Raw genomic sequence first — 20419 nt, forward strand, 5'->3', positions numbered from 1 at the left:
GGGATAACAGGAGCAACCGGAATAACAGGCCCAACCGGAATAACGGGCCCGACCGGAGAAACAGGTCCAACTGGAGAAACGGGCCCGACTGGAATAACGGGCCCAACTGGAGTAACCGGGCTAACCGGAGAAACGGGACCAATTGGAATAACGGGCCCAACCGGAGCAACAGGTCCTACCGGGGGGATTGGCCCTATAACAACAACCAATTTGTTATATTATACTTTTGCAGATGGAGAGAAACTTATATATACAGATGCCGATGGGATACCTCAATATGGTACAACGAATATATTATCGCCTAGTGAAGTTTCATATATTAATTTATTTATTAATGGAATAATGCAACCACAGCCATTATATGAGGTGAGTACTGGTAAATTAACTTTATTGGATACTCAACCTCCATCGCAAGGATCTTCAATTATATTACAATTTATCATTATTAATTAAAAGGACAGATCCTTAATGAAAAGGAATCTGTCTTTTTTTGTTTTATATTTAAATAGTTAAAATTAAGTGAAGGTACATTCAATTTCTAGCTGTCATAAATGGTTGAATGATAGGGATTTTAACTTCAATCCTTTTCACAGTGTATTGGAATAAAATATAAAATGAATTTTTCAATATATTATATGAGAGTTCTCTATAATACAAACGGCTTCATGTTTAAAAAGAGAACACAATCTTAGTAAAGAAATAATGTATATTTATATAAAAAAATGGCACTGTTAATTGTTGAGTATATTCAAATTAATATGTGTATTTAAACCTAAGAGATAAACGTGGAAAAATAAAATAAACCCGTAAGTTTAGGTATTTAATCTAAGCAGTCAATTATTAAAAACATATAATTAATATGTGAGTCATGAACATAATTAAATAGCGTTTGTAAGTTTAATTATATTTCATGTTTCCTATTTTAAGTCAATATATAACATATTTTTTTACAACTTTATGATCCTTATAATAGGAAAAACTCAAATATAAAACAAGTAAGGAGGACATAAATGACAAACAATAATTGTTTTGGTCATAACCACTGCAATAATCCGATTGTTTTCACTCCAGATTGCTGTAACAATCCACAAACAGTTCCAATTACCAGTGAGCAATTAGGTAGATTAATTACTTTACTAAACTCTTTAATAGCGGCTATTGCAGCGTTTTTTGCAAATCCAAGTGATGCAAACAGATTAGCTTTACTCAATTTGTTTACTCAACTATTGAACTTACTAAATGAATTAGCACCTTCTCCAGAAGGGAATTTCTTAAAACAATTAATTCAAAGTATTATTAATTTACTACAATCTCCTAACCCAAATCTAAGTCAATTACTTTCTTTATTACAACAATTCTACAGTGCTCTTGCACCATTCTTCTTCTCTTTAATTATTGACCCTGCAAGTTTACAACTTTTATTAAACTTATTAACTCAATTAATTGGTGCTACTCCAGGAGGCGGAGCAACAGGTCCAACAGGTCCAACAGGTCCAGGAGGTGGGGCGACAGGTCCAACAGGTCCAACAGGTCCAGGAGGCGGAGCGACAGGTCCAACAGGTTTAACAGGAGCAACAGGAGCAACAGGCCCAACAGGAGCGACAGGTCCAGCAGGTACTGGTGGAGCAACAGGTTTAACAGGAGCAACAGGCCCAACGGGAGCGACAGGTCCAACAGGTCCAACAGGTTTAACAGGAGCAACAGGCTTAACAGGAGCGACAGGTCCAGCAGGAGCAACAGGCCCAACGGGAGCAACAGGTTTAACAGGAGCAACAGGCTTAACAGGAGCAACGGGTGCAACTGGTGGCGGAGCTATTATTCCGTTTGCTTCAGGTACAACACCAGCAGCGTTAGTTAATGCGTTAGTAGCTAATACAGGAACTCTTCTTGGATTTGGATTTAGTCAGCCTGGTATAGCATTAACGGGTGGAACAAGTATCACATTAGCATTAGGTGTAGGTGATTATGCATTTGTAGCACCACGAGCAGGGGTTATTACGTCATTAGCAGGTTTCTTTAGTGCAACAGCTGCATTAGCTCCATTATCACCTGTTCAAGTGCAAATACAAATATTAACTGCACCTGCAGCAAGCAATACGTTTACAGTACAAGGCGCACCTCTTTTATTAACACCAGCATTTGCCGCAATAGCGATTGGTTCTACAGCATCAGGAATCATACCTGAAGCTATTCCAGTAGCAGCTGGGGACAAAATACTGTTATATGTTTCATTAACAGCAGCAAGTCCAATAGCTGCAGTTGCTGGATTTGTAAGTGCAGGTATTAATATCGTTTAATTTGTTACATTTAGTAGGAAATTAAACAGGGGTTTGTATATAGTCCTTCCTAATAAATTTAGGAAGGACTATATTTTTTTGAGAAATAAGTAATAAATCCATTGAACAATTACTCTTTGTTAAGTTCGTATAAAAAAGTATAATTTACCCTTTCTCATTTAAGGCATAAGTTATGTAACTTTAAAAATTTCCGATCAGCAAAAAAAGATGAATTCTTTTAAAAAAGAATTCATCCATAAAATAAACTATTTATTTTTATTGCAGTTACATCCTTTTTTCTTTATATAGCCTTGCTCGGCTAAGTCTCTTTGCGATTGGGAATTGGAAGATTGAGAATTGGAAGATTGAGAGGATGCTGAAGAGCTACTATTTTTATTATAAGAGTAGTTTTTTCGATAGTTATAATTACTCATAGTACTATCACCTCCAATTTAATATATAAATATTATATGTATGTACACTATCAATTGTTACTATTATTAATAGGAAGAGAACATACAATAAAAAAATCTCCTCGGTATTTTCCTAGGAGATAAATGATGATTCTTTTAAAAATTTACAAATTAATAGCCCCAGTAAAGAGGAAAGTAATAAGAATCTTGGTGATACGGATTATGTTGTTGAGGGAGGGGCTGGGTTGGGTAATTTTTCATTCCACGGTTTTGATTGCAGTTTGCCGGAGGACCAATTACAGTAGTTGATTGAATAGGGGAAACCGCTTGTTTCCATTGTTGTTCATTGAGGCAGTAAGTATGGGCCATCATATGAGCTGGAGTTAATCTTAAAATGTCAGAACCGAAAATAACTTCTGGAGTTGGAGCGTTGAAAATAGCTAATAAATGAGTATTATCTGCTGTAGCAATTTCATAATGCCACCACGCTTGTGGAATGTTGGCAACTTGCCCCGGTTTTATCGGTAAGTTTAATATTTGATTCGTAAATGGATTAAGTAAAGAAACAACAGCAGACCCTGAAATACAATAAACAAGTTCAGCTGCATTTTGATGAATATGTGGTTCTACAACATTTCCTGTACTTAAATAAATATCTAATAAAGAAGTATTTTCTAAAGTATTTAATTGTTTAATGCCAAGTACATTTATATAATTTTGGGCATCTTTTCGAAAAAAATTACTTTTATTTACATCAAAAGTAAAATTGGTTGAGGGGGAGGTATAGTCGATGTTGGCAGTCAATTGTATTACCCACCTTTCTATAGGTAAGTTAGGTTACAAAATTAGGATATGTGTCTAGTCTTTGTTTTGTGCTGTTGTAGGTAGCTTAATAAATTCACTTATTCCATAAAGAATAAAGTATTAAGATTAAACTATATTCGTATTCCCATTCATACTTTGGATTGATGGAAAAAAGTAATGAAAATGTTAATTTAAAAGTACATCAATCATTTATAAGGAGTGAATGTTCATGTCATTTAGTGAAATGATTAGAAATGAAGTGCTCAGCTGGGCGGGTGTTTCTGAAAAACCGCATCGATTTGGTGGTATTGAAATAAATTATGGTAAGAAAGAACTTGGCCATCTTCATGGTGATAAATTAGCTGATTTACCATTTCCGAAGTTAAAGCGAGATGAATTAGTGAACCGAGGATTGGTAAAACCACATCACATATTACCCGAATCAGGATGGATCAGTTATTATATAAAGAGTGAAGAGGATATTCCATTTGCAATTGAGTTATTTCGTATGCAATATGACCGAATTAAAAAGTAATGAAATAAAGTAGGGTAATAAAAATTTATTTTCATGTCACATCCCTCCTTAATCGTTCGTCTTGTATGTAGAACGATAAGGAGGGATTTTATTATGAATACATTTGATGTAGCAATTGTTGGCGGTGGGCTTGCTGGATTAACAGCATCTATATATTTAGCGAAAGCTGGAAAGAAAGTGATTGTATTAGAAAAATCCAGTCAATTCGGTGGCCGAGGGATGACTATAAATAAAAATGGAATCTGCATGAATCTTGGTGCACATGCTTTATATAGAGGCGGGGCAGCGTTTATAACTTTTAATGAGCTCGGTTTGAATCTTCCAGGTGGAATACCATCTACAAAAGCACATGGAATATGGAAAGGGGATATATTCACCATCCCAACAGATTTTCGCTCAATTTTATCAACACCACTACTTTCGTGGTCTGCAAAAGTACAATTCTCACGTCTTATGATTCGTTTAGGAAATTTAGATGTAGGAGAAGTTCCGAAAATGAGTCTAACTACATGGGCAGAAAATGAAATAAAAGATCCAATGGTTCGTAATATATTTTATGCGCTATGCCGGACAACAACATATACGTTTGCTCCTACAATACAATTAGCATCATCTGTACTAAAGCAAATACAGCTTTCTATAAAAGAAGGAGTGCTTTATGTAGATGGTGGTTGGGAGACGATAATAACAAAATTAAGAGCTATAGCAAATGATATCGGGGTGCAGTTTTTGGCTAAAAAGCATGTTGTGGAAATTGAGCATTCCGAAGGTAAACAAAGAATACATTGTGTTGATGATGAGGTTTTTGAAGTAGGCGCAGTCATCGTGACGACTCCGCCGAAAGAAGCTTGTAAAATAATAAAAGGTGCAGAAGGAACAAGTTTGCATAGATGGAATGAACAATCGGTACCGGTTACTGTTGGTGCATTAGATATTGGCTTGAGACAATTACCCAATCCTACACATCAATTTGTATTAGGATTAGATCAACCTATATTTTTCACAAATCAATCGAGAGCAGCTAAATTAAGTGAAGATGGATCAATTGCAGTGAGTCTAATTAAGTACCATAATCCTGTGCTAGAGATGAATCATATTCATGAAGATAAAGAACAGTTGGAAAGTACGATGGAGTTGTTACATCCAAATTGGAAAAGAGAAGTTGTTGCACAGCAATATTTACCGAAAATAACAGTAGTACATGATTTTCCTCATATTGACCGTGTTGAAAAGCCGGGTCCTAATATACCTGAAATGCCAGGTGTTTATGTTGCAGGAGATTGGGCAGGGCATGATGAAATATTAGCTGATGCTGCGGTAGCAAGCGGGAAACGAGCAGCGTTACACATTTTAAAGCAATATGAAAGCGGGGCAGTTCATCATGGAAACGGAGCAGTTATATGAAGCGTATCAACCATTATTATTTTCGTTAGCATACAGAATCCTTGGGAGTGTTATGGATGCTGAGGATATCGTTCAGGATGTATTTATCTCGCTAAATAATATAGAAGATCCTCAATCTATAGAAAATATGAAAGCATATTTATGTAAGATGGCGACAAATCGTTCAATTGATAAATTACGATCGGCAGCGCATAAACGTAACGTGTATGTAGGGATGTGGTTACCAGAGCCACTTGTAGACGAGAGTGATGAGCCATCAAAGTCATTTATAATGAAAGAATCCCTTTCCACCGCATATTTATTACTTTTACAACAACTATCTGAGGTAGAAAGGATTGTTTTCATATTAAGAGAGGTTTTCAGTTATGAACACGAAGAAATAGCTTCAATTGTTGATAAGAGTAGTGTGAACTGTAGAAAAATCTTTCAACGTGCACGAAAAAGCATGTTGGAGAAACCGAAGCAATCAAAATTAAGCACGGAGAAAATGGCTTCTTATGTTGAAAAGTTTGTAGCATCATTACAGTGTGGAGATACGGAAGGTATGTTGGAAGTATTAAAAACAGATGCTATATTCAAAGCTGATGGTGGCGGTAAAGTTACAACTGCGATCAATCCGATTTATTCTGCAGATCGAATTATTCGCTTGTTCTTTGGGATTGCACAACGATTGACAGAAGAGTACACTGTTGATTTTAAAATGGTAAATGGTATACCAGGAGTTATAGTTACAATAAATAATAAAGTAACGTATGTTCTTTCGTTTGCATTTGAGGATGAGAAGATTTCAAATATTTATATGATGGTTAATCCTGAAAAACTTATGCATTTAAATGTAAAAATATAAAAAAGCGCATTTCTTTAGAAATGCGTTTTTTTATTATTTTTCTAACATTTCAAGAGGTACATCTTTTTCGCCAGCTACCTCAAATTTAATTTCCCCGTCTTCTTCATAAATACGTGTAATAATCGGTATAGTAATCATTAATTTTTTATGCTGCTTTCGTTTTCGAGCAGCATCTAAGCTAATCACGTTCATTTGTAAGCATCCTTTCTTCTGGAAATATATAAACAAAGAAAATGCGTCCGAAAAGGGCGCTTAATTGAATTTGAAATACCGATTCATTTAAATGGGGTTTATATAATTTAATAACTGCAATTTTTATATGAAATAATATGAATGGAATAATTGCACGTAGAAATTAACTTTACCAAAAAACGAAACAATATGCTATAAAAAATTATAAATCTTTGTCATATAACGGGAAAAAGGATTTCGTTTCGCATATAATAAAAGTAGACGGGCAGCAAGAGCTTTTTCATCATATTGCTTGGAAAGGCGATGAAAAGAATGGATACGTTAGATTCATTATTACTTCAACTTGAACAATATGGAGAAGAGCATGATCGGAATAAAAAAATACGGGAAGAAAAATTACGGAATATTTCTCGTGAGATGGGGCAATTTTTATCAATTTTAGTAAAAGGGTGTAATGCAAAAAATATCTTGGAAATTGGAACTTCTAATGGTTATTCTACATTGTGGTTAGCTAATGCGGTAGAAGAAACAAATGGAAATGTAACAACTGTAGAGCTTTCTTCAGAACGAGTTGGAGAGGCACTTGTCAATTTTGAAAAGGCAAACCTGTTACAAAGAATCGATATTCATAATCAAGAAGCAGGGGCATTTTTAGATTCCCAATTAGATCATTCATTTGATTTTATTTTCCTAGATTCAGAGCGCACGCAATACATGTGGTGGTTTGAGCATATAAAACGTATGTTACAACCAAAAGGTTTTCTTGTTGTTGATAATGCAACTTCTCATGCGAGTGAATTAGATGAGTTTATAAAAATGATTGAAGAAGATGATACGTTTGAAACGGTGTTATTAGCGTTTCAAAAGGGAGCATTTGTAGCTCGCAAAAATAAATAGAAGTGAGTGTAATAGAATTATCACATTGAAAACGGGTGAATGTCAAAAGATTGAGTGTAGCACGATTGAAAGAACGTAAATTATTTAGGAAATATATGAAGAATCCGCCTTCAGCATGTTGTTCTCTAGGTCTTAAGTCTGAGGAAAATTATGTTGATTACAGGTATACTTATAGTAAGAAACAGGGAATGACTGCATAAGCAGGTATTTCTTGAAAATTGATTTCATATAGGCTGTTTGCAAATGAAATACAATATATTAGATGAAATATAGTGCACATAAATTCGCACATATAAATAAAGGAGCGATTTTGTTGACTGAACTCGAGAAAAAAGAACCCGTATCAATTGTGAAAGATAATAATGTAGAAGTAGTAGTTGATACAGTTATAAAAGATGAAGAACTTGATGAATTAAATAAAGAAGCCGATCTTTATGTACAAAAGTTAAATAGCGAGCAAAATACAGATTTATCGAAAGTATTGTCGCAGCTAGGAGATTTGGGGGATAAAGAACAACAAGCAGCAGGACAAACGTTATCAGCATTAAAACGTCCTGTCACAGCGATGATGAATGGAAAGAATGAAGAAATTCCAAATACATTGTTAGAATTACGCAAAGTAGTATCAGAGCTTGATCCGAATTCATTAAAAGCAAGTGGTATGAAGAAAATTATGTTTAAAGTATTTAAGAAAAATCCACTTGAAACATACGTGCATAAATATCAATCTATAGATAAGCAAATTGAGGAAATTATTAGATCCCTTCTAATTGGTCGTGATAACTTACAAGAGGATACAGTTGGTCTTGAAATGTTAAAAGAACAATCGCACGATAAAATTCATGCTCTTGATAAACAAGTATACTTAGGGAAAAAGCTTGCTGGCATGCTTGAAGCTGAGAAACAAAACCCAGAGCGTCAAAGGGATATTCCGTTAATTAACGATGCATTAGAAAAGATACTTGTACGTACACGTAATATGCAGCAAGCGAAAAGTGTATTATTACAATCTATAGCTTCTGTAGACATCATTAAGAAAAATAATGAAAAATTAACAGAGGCGATACGTAATGCGATTACGATGACACAAAACGTTGTAACAGTTTCAGCTGCTATTCAGCTTGCATTAACGAATCAACGGAAAACAATTGATGCCGTAAATGCGACGAATGAAGCAATTGAATCGATGGTATTAAGTAATTCTCAAGCGTTAAAACAAAATACAGAAGAAACGACGAAATTGCTTGAAAACCCTGCTATTAGCATGGATAAATTACGTGAATCATTCCAAAATGTGTTCGCTGCAATTGAAGCATCTGAAAAATCGTCAGAACGTATTATTGAGTCAAGCAAGAAGTTCGTTATTGAACTAGACACATTTAATGATGAGATGAAGCAGAAACTCATTCAGCGTCCAAGGAAATAACGGATTATTAGAGGAGGTGAACAAATGAGTTTCATTCAAACAGTACTATTACTACTCGGTACATTGCTTTTAATAGCATTTACTGTCGTTGTTTTAGTCGTATACTTCGGGCGGAAACTGTATTTTTCATGGACGAAGCCATATAAAAGAGCGCAAGATTCTCTAGATAAGATATCAAACAAATCAATACCGTTTCTACAAGAATTTACACAACATCCACTGTTTTATCGCTGGATTCGCACCGAAGGAAAGAAAGAACAAAATACATTAAATACTCTATTTTGTGCATCAGGTCAACGTACGAGAGAGCAAGTCTTCTCGATGTTACCGAAAGAAAAGCAGAAAAAAGTGCATGTAATGGCAAAAACTACGAAAAAGCTTACGAATGAAGATATTGATGTGGCTGCGATGAAAGTGAAAGATTTCTTAAGACAAGAAACGCAGCAAACTGTAAAACCGACAGACTTATCATTTTACAAATTGTATTTTTATGACCGTTATCCAGACGCATTAAATACAATTCAAGCGTATAAACGCTCAATAAATCCTTCATTACAAAGAACGGTTGATGATATTACAATTTCGGTATTAAATGCACTTCCGTACTATCAAGAGCAACGCATGTTTGAACAACAACATAAACTTGAAACATTCTTAATGAAAGATTTAACGGCCATGTTATCGTTGGTAGTACAATTACCACCTTCACAAAGACCAGAGAAGGAAGAAGAACTGAAGATCTACTTGGAAAATTTCAAAAAAGAAATGGAAGTAGTAGAGCGAGATATTCGCGACTCGATTGATCACGATTTAAATGTGAAGATGAGGGCAGCGACTGAGAAGTTTAAGAATAAATAGAAGAGATCGCCTAAAAAGTTGAATGTTTCAGCTTTTAGGCGTTTTTTTTTGTAAATTGAGAGCGTTTAATCTTTTGTAAAATTGTATATGCAAACGTAAATAAATGGTAAAATATAGAGTGGTTTTTTGTACTTTGTGTAAATAATTATTATAAAAGGGGTATGGTATTGTGTTATTTGAGTTAGTCATCCTATTTGTAATTTTATTTTTATTTCTGGGCTATCCCATTAGTAAAGCTTGGGATAGTTTCCAATCGAAGAAGGAAAATTCCTCAAGTATACTAAAGTTCGAGCCACAGGAAATATTATCAATATGTTTGAGTTATTTTATATTTGGTTTAGGCATTATGTGGAATGCAAATGATGTAAGAGGAGGAATACCATTACATAAATTTGAAAAGAACGGAATGATGTCTGATCAATATGCTTCTTTAGCACATGACCACATTGCTATAGTAGTTCTCTTAGTTATTTTAGGTGCGGTTTCGTATTGGAGATTAACGAAAGGCTTAACAAAACTTTCACCAATATTTTATATTTTTTATAGTACTTTAATGATAGTAAACATTGTATATACATTCATCTATATTACCCATACAGGCTTTGCCTTTTATACGGAACTCGGAGGATTGAGATACATTCCAGTCTTTTGTATTCAAGTTGGGATGCTTGCATTTAGTCTATTATTCATAGCTAAGTTAAGAAATTCATTAAGTTACTTCATACAATCTCAGCATGAGAAAGATTATAAGCAGAGCAACAGAATTATATTATTTCTGTATCGTATTTCTTTTGGATATCAAAAAATGGCTACAGTTTGGATGATAAGTTTATTTCCTGTACTGTTAATTATTCAATTCATTTTAATACTGTTTGGCCAAAAACCAGATAGTTTTATAAGAGTGTTTATGGAAACAAGTAGCTATAATTATTCTAAGATTCCTGTCCCAAGCCCTCAAATTGTCTCCGGGGATGGGCATTATTTATGTACAGTTTCTGTGAAAGGCCATAAAAACATCGTTAAGCCATTACGAGCAGGAATTAGGCATGGGGAAAGAATTACAGTCAATCGACAGTTATTAATTGCGAACGCTTTTGAAAATGTAATTGAGGAGCGGGTACCAAAATGTCATAAAGTTATTCGTAATTTTTATGATAAATACGGTTATCCGATTAGTAAACATATTAATACGAAATGGTCGGCTGATTTTGTTTATATTTTAATGAAGCCACTAGAATGGTTCTTCTTATTTGTACTTTACACAGTAGATAAAAACCCTGAGAATAGAATTCATATTCAATATAGTGAACTACGAAAATAAAAGTAAGAGCCCGCATTCAAAAAAATGGGGGCTCTTACTTTTATTTTGCTTGAATAGTAGATTTACTAGAAGCCACACTTTCATTATGCAATCGATCAACTGCAGTTACGACATAGGTATACGTTTCTCCGGAAATAGCGGTTTTATCTACATAAATTTCTCCAAGTTTTGTTTTTCTTACAGTAGTAAGTAAATTTTTGGGATTTTGTATATCCACTTCATTTTTCCCATTCACGCGGTAAATAGCGTAATAAGCAGAATCATTATCTCTATTGTCAATGATACCGATTGCAATACCTTCATCTCTTGGAATGGCGCCTTTTAAAGTCGGTTGTTTTGGTGGATCATGATCAAGCCAAGGCATAGGCGGGATTAATGCAGGATGTTTATATATGTTTTTTGAAAGTCTATCTTTAACTCCGAGTGGATTGTTATTAATATCTTTTAAGCTAAAATGCATACTACCTTTTATATCAGGATATAGCCGGTTTAATGCAATTTGTTTTGGATATTCTTCTGGATCAGACCAAGCAGGGACGGAGTTATTATTAATTTTATAGGCCGCTTGACCAATGTATAGGTGAATCGGTTTGTTATTTGTTTCTTTAACCCACCAATCTACTAATATGTCATATGCAGCTGGGGTGAAACCTATATTCCAATATATTTGCGGTGTAATGTAGTCAATATATCCTTTTTGTATCCACTCACGTGTGTCAGCATAAAGGTCATCATAGTTTCTTTGGCCTGCGGTTGTGTTAGAGCCAGTGGGATCGTCAGCTATATTTCGCCATACGCCGAACGGACTAATACCAAACTTTACATATGATTTTTCTTGTTTTATAGCAGTATTTAAATCTTTTACAAGTTCATTTACATTGTTACGTCGCCAATCTTCTATATTTGTAAATCTACCATTATTATATGTTTCGTACGTTTTCTGATCTGGAAATTCTTCACCGGCTACTTTATATGGGTAAAAATAATCATCCATATGCAGCGCATCAATATCGTAATTTTGTACGATTTCTAAAGCGCCTTCTGTTATAAATTTTTTCACTTCCGGAATACCGGGATTGTAATATAACTTTCCGCCATAAGGGACAACCCAATCGGGATGTTGCCTTGCAGGGTGATTATTTGATAATCGATTTATATCGGTGTGATTCATCGTTATTCGGTATGGATTAATCCAAGCGTGGAATTCTATATTTCTTTTATGAGTTTCTTCAATCATAAATGCGAGCGGGTCATAACCAGGATCTTTTCCTTGTGTTCCTGTAATGTATTCAGACCAAGGACCGTAATTTGAAGGATAGAAAGCATCAGCGGTTGGTTTAATTTGTACAACAACTGCATTCATACCAGTGCTTTTTACATCGTCTAATAATCTTATAAATTCTTGCTTCTGTTTTTCAATAGGTAAGCCAGTTTTTGAGGGCCAATCAATATTCAGAACTGATGCGATCCATACAGCACGTAATTCATGTTTTTTGTACGTAGTATTTACTTCAGCATAAGTAGAGTGAGGGGGAATGAAAGAGAAAGGGATGAACAAGATAACGATACAACATATCATTAATAAACGTTTAACGATCATTTATAAGCCTCCCTATCATATGATTATTTAAAATAATATCTGAGGCGAGGTTGACCTTGCAATAGAGAAAATTGCATATTGAAACATTAATTTAATAGGAAAAATATTTTTAATGAAATTTACTTTCATTATAACTAAATTCATTTACTACTTCATATGCTTGTTAGTAAAGTGAAACTTCCTTTCATTTGAAGGGTAATAAATTATAAGTATAGGAGGATTAATAAATGAAAGTTTTGTTCGTCTGTTCTGGAGGAATGTCCAGTGCAATTGTTGTAAACGCTTTAAAAAAAGAAGCGGAGAAAAATGGTGTGAACATGGAAGTGCATGCAATTGGAACGAATGAGGTAGAGGAAGAAGTAAAGAATGGCTGGGATGTCGTAATGGTGGCACCTCAAATAAGACACCGATTTGACTCTGTAAAAAAAATTGCAGAGGAGGAATCTATTCCGTGTGGCATCATACCGCCGCAAGCATACACACCGCTTGGCGGCCCGACTTTATTAAAAACTGTAAATGAATTAATCAGTTAGGGGGAAACGTTATGAATAAGTTTGTCACGTTTCTTGATAAAAACTTATCTGGACCGATGGCAAGGCTTTCTGAGCAGAGACATTTACAAGCAATCCGTGATGGAGTTATTTCGGCGTTACCATTTATTATAGTAGGAAGCTTCTTTTTAATAGTAGCATTTCCACCACTGCCGAAAGATAGTTTTATATCAGTTTGGGCATTAAAGAATCAAACAAGTATATTGATACCATATCGTTTAACCATGTTTATTATGTCCTTATATATCGCATTTGGAATAGGATATAATTTAGCGAAAAGTTATAAATTAGATGCTTTATCAGGAGCACAGCTCGCGGTATGTTCACTACTTTTAACATTAACGCCTGAGTTAATTGATAAAAAAGGATTCATGCTTCCGATGACAAATCTCGGAGGTCATGGATTATTTGTGACGATGATTGTTTCTATTTTATCCGTAGAGATTTTAAGGTTTTGTAAGAAGAAAAATGTAATGATTAAAATGCCAGAACAAGTACCGCCATCTGTATCGCGTTCATTTGAAGCACTTATACCTGCAGCATTCGTTATTATTATAATGAGTCTAGTAACTGTCGTTTTTAGCATTGATTTACACCATGTTGTTGATAAATTAGCAGCACCATTAGTAAAAGCTGGGGATAGTTACTTCGGTGTAATGATTCCAGTGTTTTTAATTACGTTTTTTTGGTCATTCGGAATCCATGGTGTGTCGGTTGTTGGAACTGTTGCTCGGCCATTATGGGAAGTATACCTAGGGAAAAATGGTGAAGCAGTTGCTAGTGGAGCAGATCAGTTGCCATTTATTTCACCAGAGCCGTTATATCAATGGTTTATATGGATTGGCGGTTCTGGTGCGACGTTAGGGCTTGTATTAGCTATGATTGTATTTGGTCGATCGAAATATTCGAAAGCATTATCAAGAACTTGTATTGTTCCGGGTATTTTTAATATTAATGAACCAGTCATATTCGGATTACCGATTGTACTAAATCCAATTTTAATTATCCCATTTATCATTACACCACTTGTAACAGCAACTGTTGCATATTCAGCAACTGCGATGGGATTTGTAACACCAACGCATATTATGCCGCCATGGACACTACCTGCTCCAATTGGTGCATATTTAGCAACAGGTGGAGATTGGCGTGCGATTGTATTAGTTTTTATAAATATAGCAATATCGTTCCTTATTTATTTACCATTCTTTAAAATGTACGACAAAAATATGCTTGAAATTGAAAAAAATGGTGACGGGGAATCTGTTAATCCTTAATCTGCACGCTGTTATTTTGAGTGATAGACTTTTTGTCTATCACTTCTTTCACATTAAAACTAGAAAGGGGGAAATAGAATGAATATAAAATTTAGTTATAAAGGCGTATTTTTATTATTATTTGGAGTGATTTGTGCAAATTTACTTTTTGTCCCTTTATTAGGCATGCTAAATCTATCACAAATGCATAGTATCTGGCTTGTTACAAGTATTGCGGCAAGCGTTTTGCTTACGGTAGTTGTTTCTTTCATTGATGGATCGTTTGCATCGAAAGCTCAGTTGTTTTTTAGATTTATATTGTTTTCGATTGGTTGTACGTTCGTTACTTACATGATTGTTTTTTAGTAAATAGGAGGTCATGCACGTTATGTATATTGCAGGGGTAATGTCTGGTACTTCATTAGATGGAATAGATGTAGCGCTCGTTCATATAGAAGGAAGTGGTGTAGATTCTAAAATCCAACTCATCCATTTTACTACTGTTCCATTTTGTAATGATATGAAAAATGAGATCCAACAAGCGTTATCAATTGAAACTTCGAATGTCCAACTTATATGTAGTTTAAATTTTAAACTTGGTTTATGCTTCGCCAATGCTGTAAAGGAAGTTTGTAAAGAGGCCAATTTTCCTTTGAGACAATTAGATTTAATAGGCTCTCACGGACAAACGATTTATCATCAGCCAAAGCAAGAAGGGAATATTATTTCTTCAACATTGCAAATTGGGGAACCAGCAGTAATAGCATATGAAACGAACACGACGGTTATCTCGAATTTCCGAACGATGGACATGGCGGCAGGGGGACAAGGTGCACCACTTGTACCATATTCAGAGATTATTTTATATCGGCATCAAACTAAAAATAGACTACTACAAAATATTGGTGGGATTGGTAATGTTACAGTGGTTCCAAGTAAACGAAGTAAAGAGAGTGTTATTGCTTTCGATACTGGACCAGGCAACATGGTAATCGATGAAGTATGTCAAAGATTATTTCATGTACCATATGATCAAAATGGTTGGATTGCAAAGCAGGGGGTAGTTGTAGATGAAATTTTAACATACTGTATGAACCATCCATTTTTGAACATGAAACCACCAAAAACAACAGGTAGAGAACAGTTTGGAGAAGCGTTTGTGACTGAATTATTGAATCGATTTAAAAAGCATAGTAAAGAAAATATATTGGCAACTGTCACGATGTTTACAGCATGTTCAATTGTTCATCATTATAAGGCGTTTATTTTGCCGTATTATGAAATTGATGAGGTGATTTTAGGTGGTGGTGGAAGTTATAATAATACACTTGTTGAAATGTTACGGAATGGATTAAGAGAAGAGAAATGTAGCATATGTATACAAGAAGATATTGGTCATTCTTCAGCAGCGAAAGAAGCAATTGCATTTGCTATTTTAGCAAACGAAACGTATCATCGTAATCCGAGTAATGTGCCGAGCGCAACAGGTGCTAAGAATTCCGTAATTTTAGGGAATATAACATTCCCTCCATACGCAGATGAAAATGAGGCGAACATATGAAGTATATGATTGGAGTAGATGGCGGGGGAACGAAGACCGAGGCAATTGCATTTGATAAAGACGGAAATGAACTTGTAAGAGCTACCAGTGGTTTTGGAAACATATTAATAGATTTTGAAGAAGCTCTTGTGCATATTATGGAAGCAATTAATCAATGCCAGAAGAGTTTAATAAATGGGCATTGCGTTTGTGTTTGTTTAGGATTAGCTGGTATAAGCGGAGCGAATACAAATGAATTAACATTACGTTTAAAAAAGAAATACGGAACAAAAATTGAAATTTTTAATGATGCAATGATCGCACATGCAGCTGCTTTAAAAGGTAAGGATGGAATATTAACTATAGGTGGTACAGGTGCAATTTGTATAGGAATGAAAGGAGAAGTATATCAGTATAGCGGTGGATGGGGACATATTTTAGGAGATGAGGGGAGCGGATATTGGATTGCATTACAAGCTTTAAAGAAAATGGCAATTCAGTTCGATCAAGGAATCAGTCTTTGTCCATTGAGTTTGAATATTCAAAGGCAGTTTCAACTTTTGACACCGTCTCATATAAAAAGCTTAGTATATACTTCTTCTAAAGATAAAATTGCAGCAATCGCCCCATTAGTTATTCAGGAAGCGAGAGATGGCAATGATGATGCGCATGAAATTATGATGCAAGCTGGAAAGGAATTAGCAAGGATTACAGTAAATGTTTATAACAAGTTGAACTTTAAGCACTCAACGCCAATTGCAGCAAGTGGCAGTATATTGCGTTTAGTTCCTGAAATATTTGCTGTATTTAAGAAATGCTGTGAAGAAAGTATGAAAGAAATTACATTCGTATCACAAGCAGAAATGGCAGTGAAAGGAACATATTATTTAATGAGGGATATATATTTTTAAAAATAGGTATGAGAATTTTTGTATGATTTGTAAAAATATGATGTTAAAATGTATAAAGGGATGTATGTTAAAAACGTACAATATACGTAGTAATTGAATATTGTATATGTATTCCCATGTAGAAAGTGAATGATTACATGATTAATAGTATGCAGTTTTTATATTTGGTGGCTTCTTATTTAATTGGAAACATATTGACCGCTTATATAGTAACAAAATTGAGACATAACGTTGATATTAGGGATGAAGGAAGCGGAAATCCTGGCGCAAGAAATATGGGGCGCGTATATGGAAAAGGGTATTTCATCGCTACATTTTTAGGTGATGCAATTAAAGGGGCAATCGTTGTTGCTGTAGCAAAATATCTTTTTGAAGATCCTACATTCGTAATGTTAACATTATTGGCCGTTATTATTGGACATATTTATCCAGTTTTATTTAAAGGCAAGGGCGGTAAAGGTATTTCAACATTTATAGGAGGACTAATCGCGTTTGATTATTTGATAGCGCTTACCCTCTTAGGCATTTTTATTGTATTTTATTTAATATTTAAAGGGTTTACGAAGCCAGGACTAATTACGATTGCTTGTTTACCAATTTGTATGATTCTTTATTCTTATTCTATTGTTACCACTATATTAAGTGGAATAATTATTGTACTTATTCTATATGTAAATCGAGAATAAAATGAGTGTTTAATAAGTGGGGATAATCTCCACTTATCATTTTTTATTAAATAGATAAAGGAGATAAGGCATGGGGTTAATTTATAAAGTTGCTGATCAAGATTGGGAATTTGAAAGTATACATAAATTGAATTATAAAACTTTTGTAGAAGAGATACCACAACATGAAGAAACGAAAGAACGGTTTCGTATAGATCGGTTTCATAAAGAAAATACATATTTAATTTGTTTAGATGAGGATAGATTAGTAGGTATGGTCGCAGTGCGGGGAAAACGACCATTCTCGTTAGATTATAAAATTTCAAATTTAGATATTTATTTGCAAGAGCATGGAGAAAAAGTGTATGAAATTCGTTTACTTTCAGTAGAACGTGAATATAGAAATGGAAGAGCGTTGTTAGGATTAATTCGTTTTCTACATCGTTATTTGCTTCTAAATGGATATGAATTAGCACTCATTTCTGCAACAACACGTGAACTAGCTTTATATGAGCAAATGGGATTCAAATTTTTCCATACGTTAGTTGGTACAGAAGAAGCAGCCTTCCAGCCAATGTATGTTACCCCTGCTATGTTTGAAGAGTCGAGTGTTGGGGGGATTATGACGAAAGAATATACGTTTTTACCTGGTCCAGTAGATATTGAAGAGAACGTTCGAAAGGCATTTTCTACGCGACCTATTTCCCATCGCTCTAAGTCATTTCAAGTGATGATGGACAATGTGAAAAAACGGTTACTTCACATGACAAAAGCAAAACATGTACAGCTTATGTTAGGAACAGGGACGTTAGCAAATGATGCGATTGCTTTACAGTTACGTTCTTTAAAAGGGAAAGGACTAGTATTAACAAATGGGGAATTTGGTAATAGATTAGTTGGACATGCAAAACGAGCACGGTTACATTTTGATACTTATAAAAAGGAAATGGGAGATCCATTTATTTATACCGAATTAGAAGAAATTATGACAACTGGAAATTATGAATGGATTTGGTTTGTTCATCATGAAACATCTACTGGAATGTTAAACGATTTAAACGAGCTAAATACTCTTTGTAACGAGAATCAAATGAAACTGTGTGTAGATTGCATAAGCTCAATTGGAGCAATACCATTAGACTTGAAGGATGTGTATTTTGCAAGTGGTGTTAGCGGTAAAGCGATTAAATCATATACAGGAATTTCTTTCGTTTTTCATAACCACATTGTAAAAATAAACGAGGCTGTGCCGGCCTATATGGACATTGGCATGTATGAAGAAAATGAAAGTATTCCATACTCACAATCATGGAATTTAATTTATGCATTGCAAGAAGCGTTGAAGAGATTTGAAGATGAAAAGGCATTTGTAAAAATTAAAGAGACATATGATTATGTTGAAGAAGTTATTACTGATATGGGTTTAAGGCTTGTTTCACCTAAAGAACATGCCGCGCCAATTATACTTACTATTGTATTGAGCGAAGATTATTCTTCTAAAGTAGTAGGCGATACATTAGCATTACAAGGATACATCGTTCATTATGAGTCATCTTATTTACAAAAGAATAATTGGATCCAAATTGCATGTTTAAATCATTATAAAGAACGCGATATGAAGAGGATGTTAAATTGTTTGCAAATGTGTTTATTTCAGAGTGGGGTACATATATAAAGACTTTTTCTTTTCGTATAAAGGAGCTACGACTTACGAAAACTTAGGAATAGAACATTGGAAGAGGTGTCAGTATGATAACTAGAAAACTACCATTACATATAGACGATATTAAAAAAGCTCACAAAATTCTAGATAGAAATGCTCGTAAAACGCCATTAGTAAAATCTTTTTACTTGACTAGTAAAACGGGTGGAGAAATTCATTTGAAATTAGAAAATATGCAATTAACGGGTTCTTTTAAATTTCGTGGCGCATTTAATAAAATGTCGCGGCTCACGGATCAAGAAAAAGAAAGAGGTGTAATTGCATGTTCAGCAGGTAATCATGCACAAGGAGTTGCATTATCTGCTCATTTACTCGGTATTAAGAGTAAAATTGTTATGCCAATTTCTGCACCGCAGGCGAAAGTTGAAGCAACTAAAGGATATGGATCTGAAGTGATTTTACATGGTGAAACCTTTGATGATGCAAAGGCAAAATGTGAAGAAATTATAAGAGAAACAGGTGAAACATACTTACATCCATATGATGATGTAGAGGTAATGGCTGGTCAAGGTACAATTGGATTAGATATTCTTGATGATATGTGGGATGTAGATACTGTCATTGTACCAATTGGTGGAGGCGGAATTATTTCTGGCATTTCTGTAGCATTGAAATCTTTTAATCCATCCATTAATATAATTGGTGTCCAAGCAGATAATGTTCATGGAATGAAGGCATCTTACGATAAAGGAGCAATCGTAGAACACTATGAGGCGCCTACTATTGCAGATGGTTGCGCAGTTAAAATACCAGGTGAATTAACATTTGAAATTGTAAAAGAATTAGTAGATGATATTGTAACTGTATCAGAAAAAGAGCTGGAAGTAGCGATGAAAGATTTATTACAACGTGGGAAAGCTGTTGTAGAAGGTGCAGGTGCATTAGCAACTGCTGCACTTCTTGCAGGAAAAGTTGATAGTTATATAAAAGGGAAAAAAGTAGTGGCTGTTATATCTGGTGGGAACGTGGACTTACAGCGCATATCAAGTGTATGTGAGCACTTTTTTGTCGCTAATGAAGTGAAATAGTTTTATGAAAGAAGAGCTAAGAGAAATGATCTTAGCTCTTACTTTTTGTCTACCGTTTACTGTAAGTAGAAATAAACTTGCAAAATTTACTGTTTAAAAATTATTTTATTTACGCGCCTATTTTTACACATATCTTTAATGTTATAATAATTATTTCAATATTGTCGAAACG

20 protein-coding genes are annotated in these 20419 nt (G+C 34.5%); 17 read left to right on the forward strand and 3 right to left on the reverse strand.

Features of this window, described 5'->3' with window-relative positions; genetic code table 11:
* The coding region (locus DN404_RS28465) for a DUF4183 domain-containing protein (RefSeq protein ID WP_149215754.1) at positions 1–453 on the forward strand (453 nt) is incomplete at its 5' end.
* A 557-nt stretch (positions 454–1010) separates the two neighbouring features.
* Entirely contained in the window at positions 1011–2297 is a 1287-nt protein-coding gene (locus DN404_RS28470; protein WP_149215755.1) for an exosporium glycoprotein BclB-related protein, read from the forward strand.
* A 563-nt stretch (positions 2298–2860) separates the two neighbouring features.
* Here DN404_RS28470 and DN404_RS28475 read toward each other — a convergent pair.
* A complete protein-coding gene (locus DN404_RS28475) occupies positions 2861–3493 on the reverse strand; it encodes a cupin domain-containing protein (RefSeq protein ID WP_000126309.1) in 633 nt (210 codons plus the stop codon).
* A gap of 229 nt (positions 3494–3722) precedes the next feature.
* On the opposite strand from DN404_RS28475, the gene DN404_RS28480 reads away from it, so the two are divergent.
* The 3 genes from DN404_RS28480 to DN404_RS28490 all read left to right on the forward strand — a co-directional run bounded on the left by DN404_RS28480 (position 3723) and on the right by DN404_RS28490 (position 6279).
* Positions 3723–4028 carry a luciferase domain-containing protein gene (locus DN404_RS28480; protein ID WP_048656582.1) on the forward strand — a complete coding sequence of 102 codons (306 nt, stop codon included), beginning with the start codon at positions 3723–3725 and terminating at the stop codon, positions 4026–4028.
* A 93-nt stretch (positions 4029–4121) separates the two neighbouring features.
* On the forward strand, positions 4122–5432 hold the full coding sequence (locus DN404_RS28485) for a phytoene desaturase family protein (RefSeq protein WP_149215756.1): 1311 nt from the start codon (positions 4122–4124) through the stop codon (positions 5430–5432).
* A complete protein-coding gene (locus DN404_RS28490) occupies positions 5410–6279 on the forward strand; it encodes a sigma-70 family RNA polymerase sigma factor (protein ID WP_149215757.1) in 870 nt (289 codons plus the stop codon). Before DN404_RS28485 ends, DN404_RS28490 begins: the two co-directional genes overlap by 23 nt.
* Before the next feature lie 33 nt (positions 6280–6312).
* Here DN404_RS28490 and DN404_RS30690 read toward each other — a convergent pair whose 3' ends face one another.
* Complete coding sequence (locus DN404_RS30690; RefSeq protein WP_001100984.1) at positions 6313–6471, reverse strand: hypothetical protein; 159 nt, start codon at positions 6469–6471, stop codon at positions 6313–6315.
* A gap of 303 nt (positions 6472–6774) precedes the next feature.
* Between DN404_RS30690 and DN404_RS28495 the strand changes: the two genes are divergently transcribed.
* The 4 genes from DN404_RS28495 (at position 6775) to DN404_RS28510 (ending at position 10973) form a co-directional block, all read left to right on the forward strand.
* The gene (locus DN404_RS28495) at positions 6775–7368 is read left to right on the forward strand and encodes an O-methyltransferase (protein WP_076876553.1); all 594 of its coding nucleotides are present in this window, start codon (positions 6775–6777) and stop codon (positions 7366–7368) included.
* 313 nt (positions 7369–7681) lie between these two features.
* A complete protein-coding gene (locus DN404_RS28500) occupies positions 7682–8794 on the forward strand; it encodes a toxic anion resistance protein (RefSeq protein WP_000137402.1) in 1113 nt (370 codons plus the stop codon).
* 24 nt (positions 8795–8818) lie between these two features.
* Positions 8819–9652, forward strand: coding sequence for a DUF3974 domain-containing protein (locus DN404_RS28505; protein WP_000008372.1), 834 nt, complete (start codon positions 8819–8821; stop codon positions 9650–9652).
* Between the two features lie 169 nt (positions 9653–9821).
* Positions 9822–10973 (forward strand): DUF6688 domain-containing protein, encoded by a 1152-nt coding sequence (locus DN404_RS28510; protein ID WP_016124556.1) that lies wholly within the window; start codon positions 9822–9824, stop codon positions 10971–10973.
* A gap of 40 nt (positions 10974–11013) precedes the next feature.
* Here the strand turns inward: DN404_RS28510 and DN404_RS28515 are convergent, their stop codons facing one another.
* Entirely contained in the window at positions 11014–12573 is a 1560-nt protein-coding gene (locus DN404_RS28515; protein ID WP_149215758.1) for a glycoside hydrolase family 10-like protein, read from the reverse strand.
* A 227-nt stretch (positions 12574–12800) separates the two neighbouring features.
* Between DN404_RS28515 and DN404_RS28520 the strand changes: the two genes are divergently transcribed.
* The 8 genes from DN404_RS28520 to tdcB all read left to right on the forward strand — a co-directional run bounded on the left by DN404_RS28520 (position 12801) and on the right by tdcB (position 20247).
* Positions 12801–13106 carry a PTS sugar transporter subunit IIB gene (locus DN404_RS28520; protein ID WP_000865908.1) on the forward strand — a complete coding sequence of 102 codons (306 nt, stop codon included), beginning with the start codon at positions 12801–12803 and terminating at the stop codon, positions 13104–13106.
* 11 nt (positions 13107–13117) lie between these two features.
* The gene (locus tag DN404_RS28525) at positions 13118–14401 is read left to right on the forward strand and encodes a PTS sugar transporter subunit IIC (RefSeq protein ID WP_001032280.1); all 1284 of its coding nucleotides are present in this window, start codon (positions 13118–13120) and stop codon (positions 14399–14401) included.
* Positions 14402–14479: 78 nt separating this feature from the next.
* Positions 14480–14746 carry a hypothetical protein gene (locus tag DN404_RS28530; protein WP_001021963.1) on the forward strand — a complete coding sequence of 89 codons (267 nt, stop codon included), beginning with the start codon at positions 14480–14482 and terminating at the stop codon, positions 14744–14746.
* A 22-nt stretch (positions 14747–14768) separates the two neighbouring features.
* Entirely contained in the window at positions 14769–15941 is a 1173-nt protein-coding gene (gene anmK, locus DN404_RS28535) for an anhydro-N-acetylmuramic acid kinase AnmK (RefSeq protein WP_149215759.1), read from the forward strand.
* Positions 15938–16831, forward strand: a complete 894-nt coding sequence (locus DN404_RS28540; protein WP_016122502.1) for a BadF/BadG/BcrA/BcrD ATPase family protein — start codon at positions 15938–15940, stop codon at positions 16829–16831. Before anmK ends, DN404_RS28540 begins: the two co-directional genes overlap by 4 nt.
* A 137-nt stretch (positions 16832–16968) precedes the next feature.
* Complete coding sequence (gene plsY / locus DN404_RS28545; RefSeq protein WP_000610870.1) at positions 16969–17517, forward strand: glycerol-3-phosphate 1-O-acyltransferase PlsY; 549 nt, start codon at positions 16969–16971, stop codon at positions 17515–17517.
* 70 nt (positions 17518–17587) lie between these two features.
* Positions 17588–19171 (forward strand): aminotransferase class V-fold PLP-dependent enzyme, encoded by a 1584-nt coding sequence (locus tag DN404_RS28550; RefSeq protein ID WP_016122503.1) that lies wholly within the window; start codon positions 17588–17590, stop codon positions 19169–19171.
* Between the two features lie 74 nt (positions 19172–19245).
* A complete protein-coding gene (tdcB, locus tag DN404_RS28555; protein WP_000632955.1) occupies positions 19246–20247 on the forward strand; it encodes a bifunctional threonine ammonia-lyase/L-serine ammonia-lyase TdcB in 1002 nt (333 codons plus the stop codon).
* Positions 20248–20419 lie beyond the last annotated feature (172 nt).

Origin of the sequence: Bacillus sp. TE8-1 (assembly GCF_008368855.1) — a bacterium.
Taxonomy (GTDB): domain Bacteria; phylum Bacillota; class Bacilli; order Bacillales; family Bacillaceae_G; genus Bacillus_A; species Bacillus_A cereus.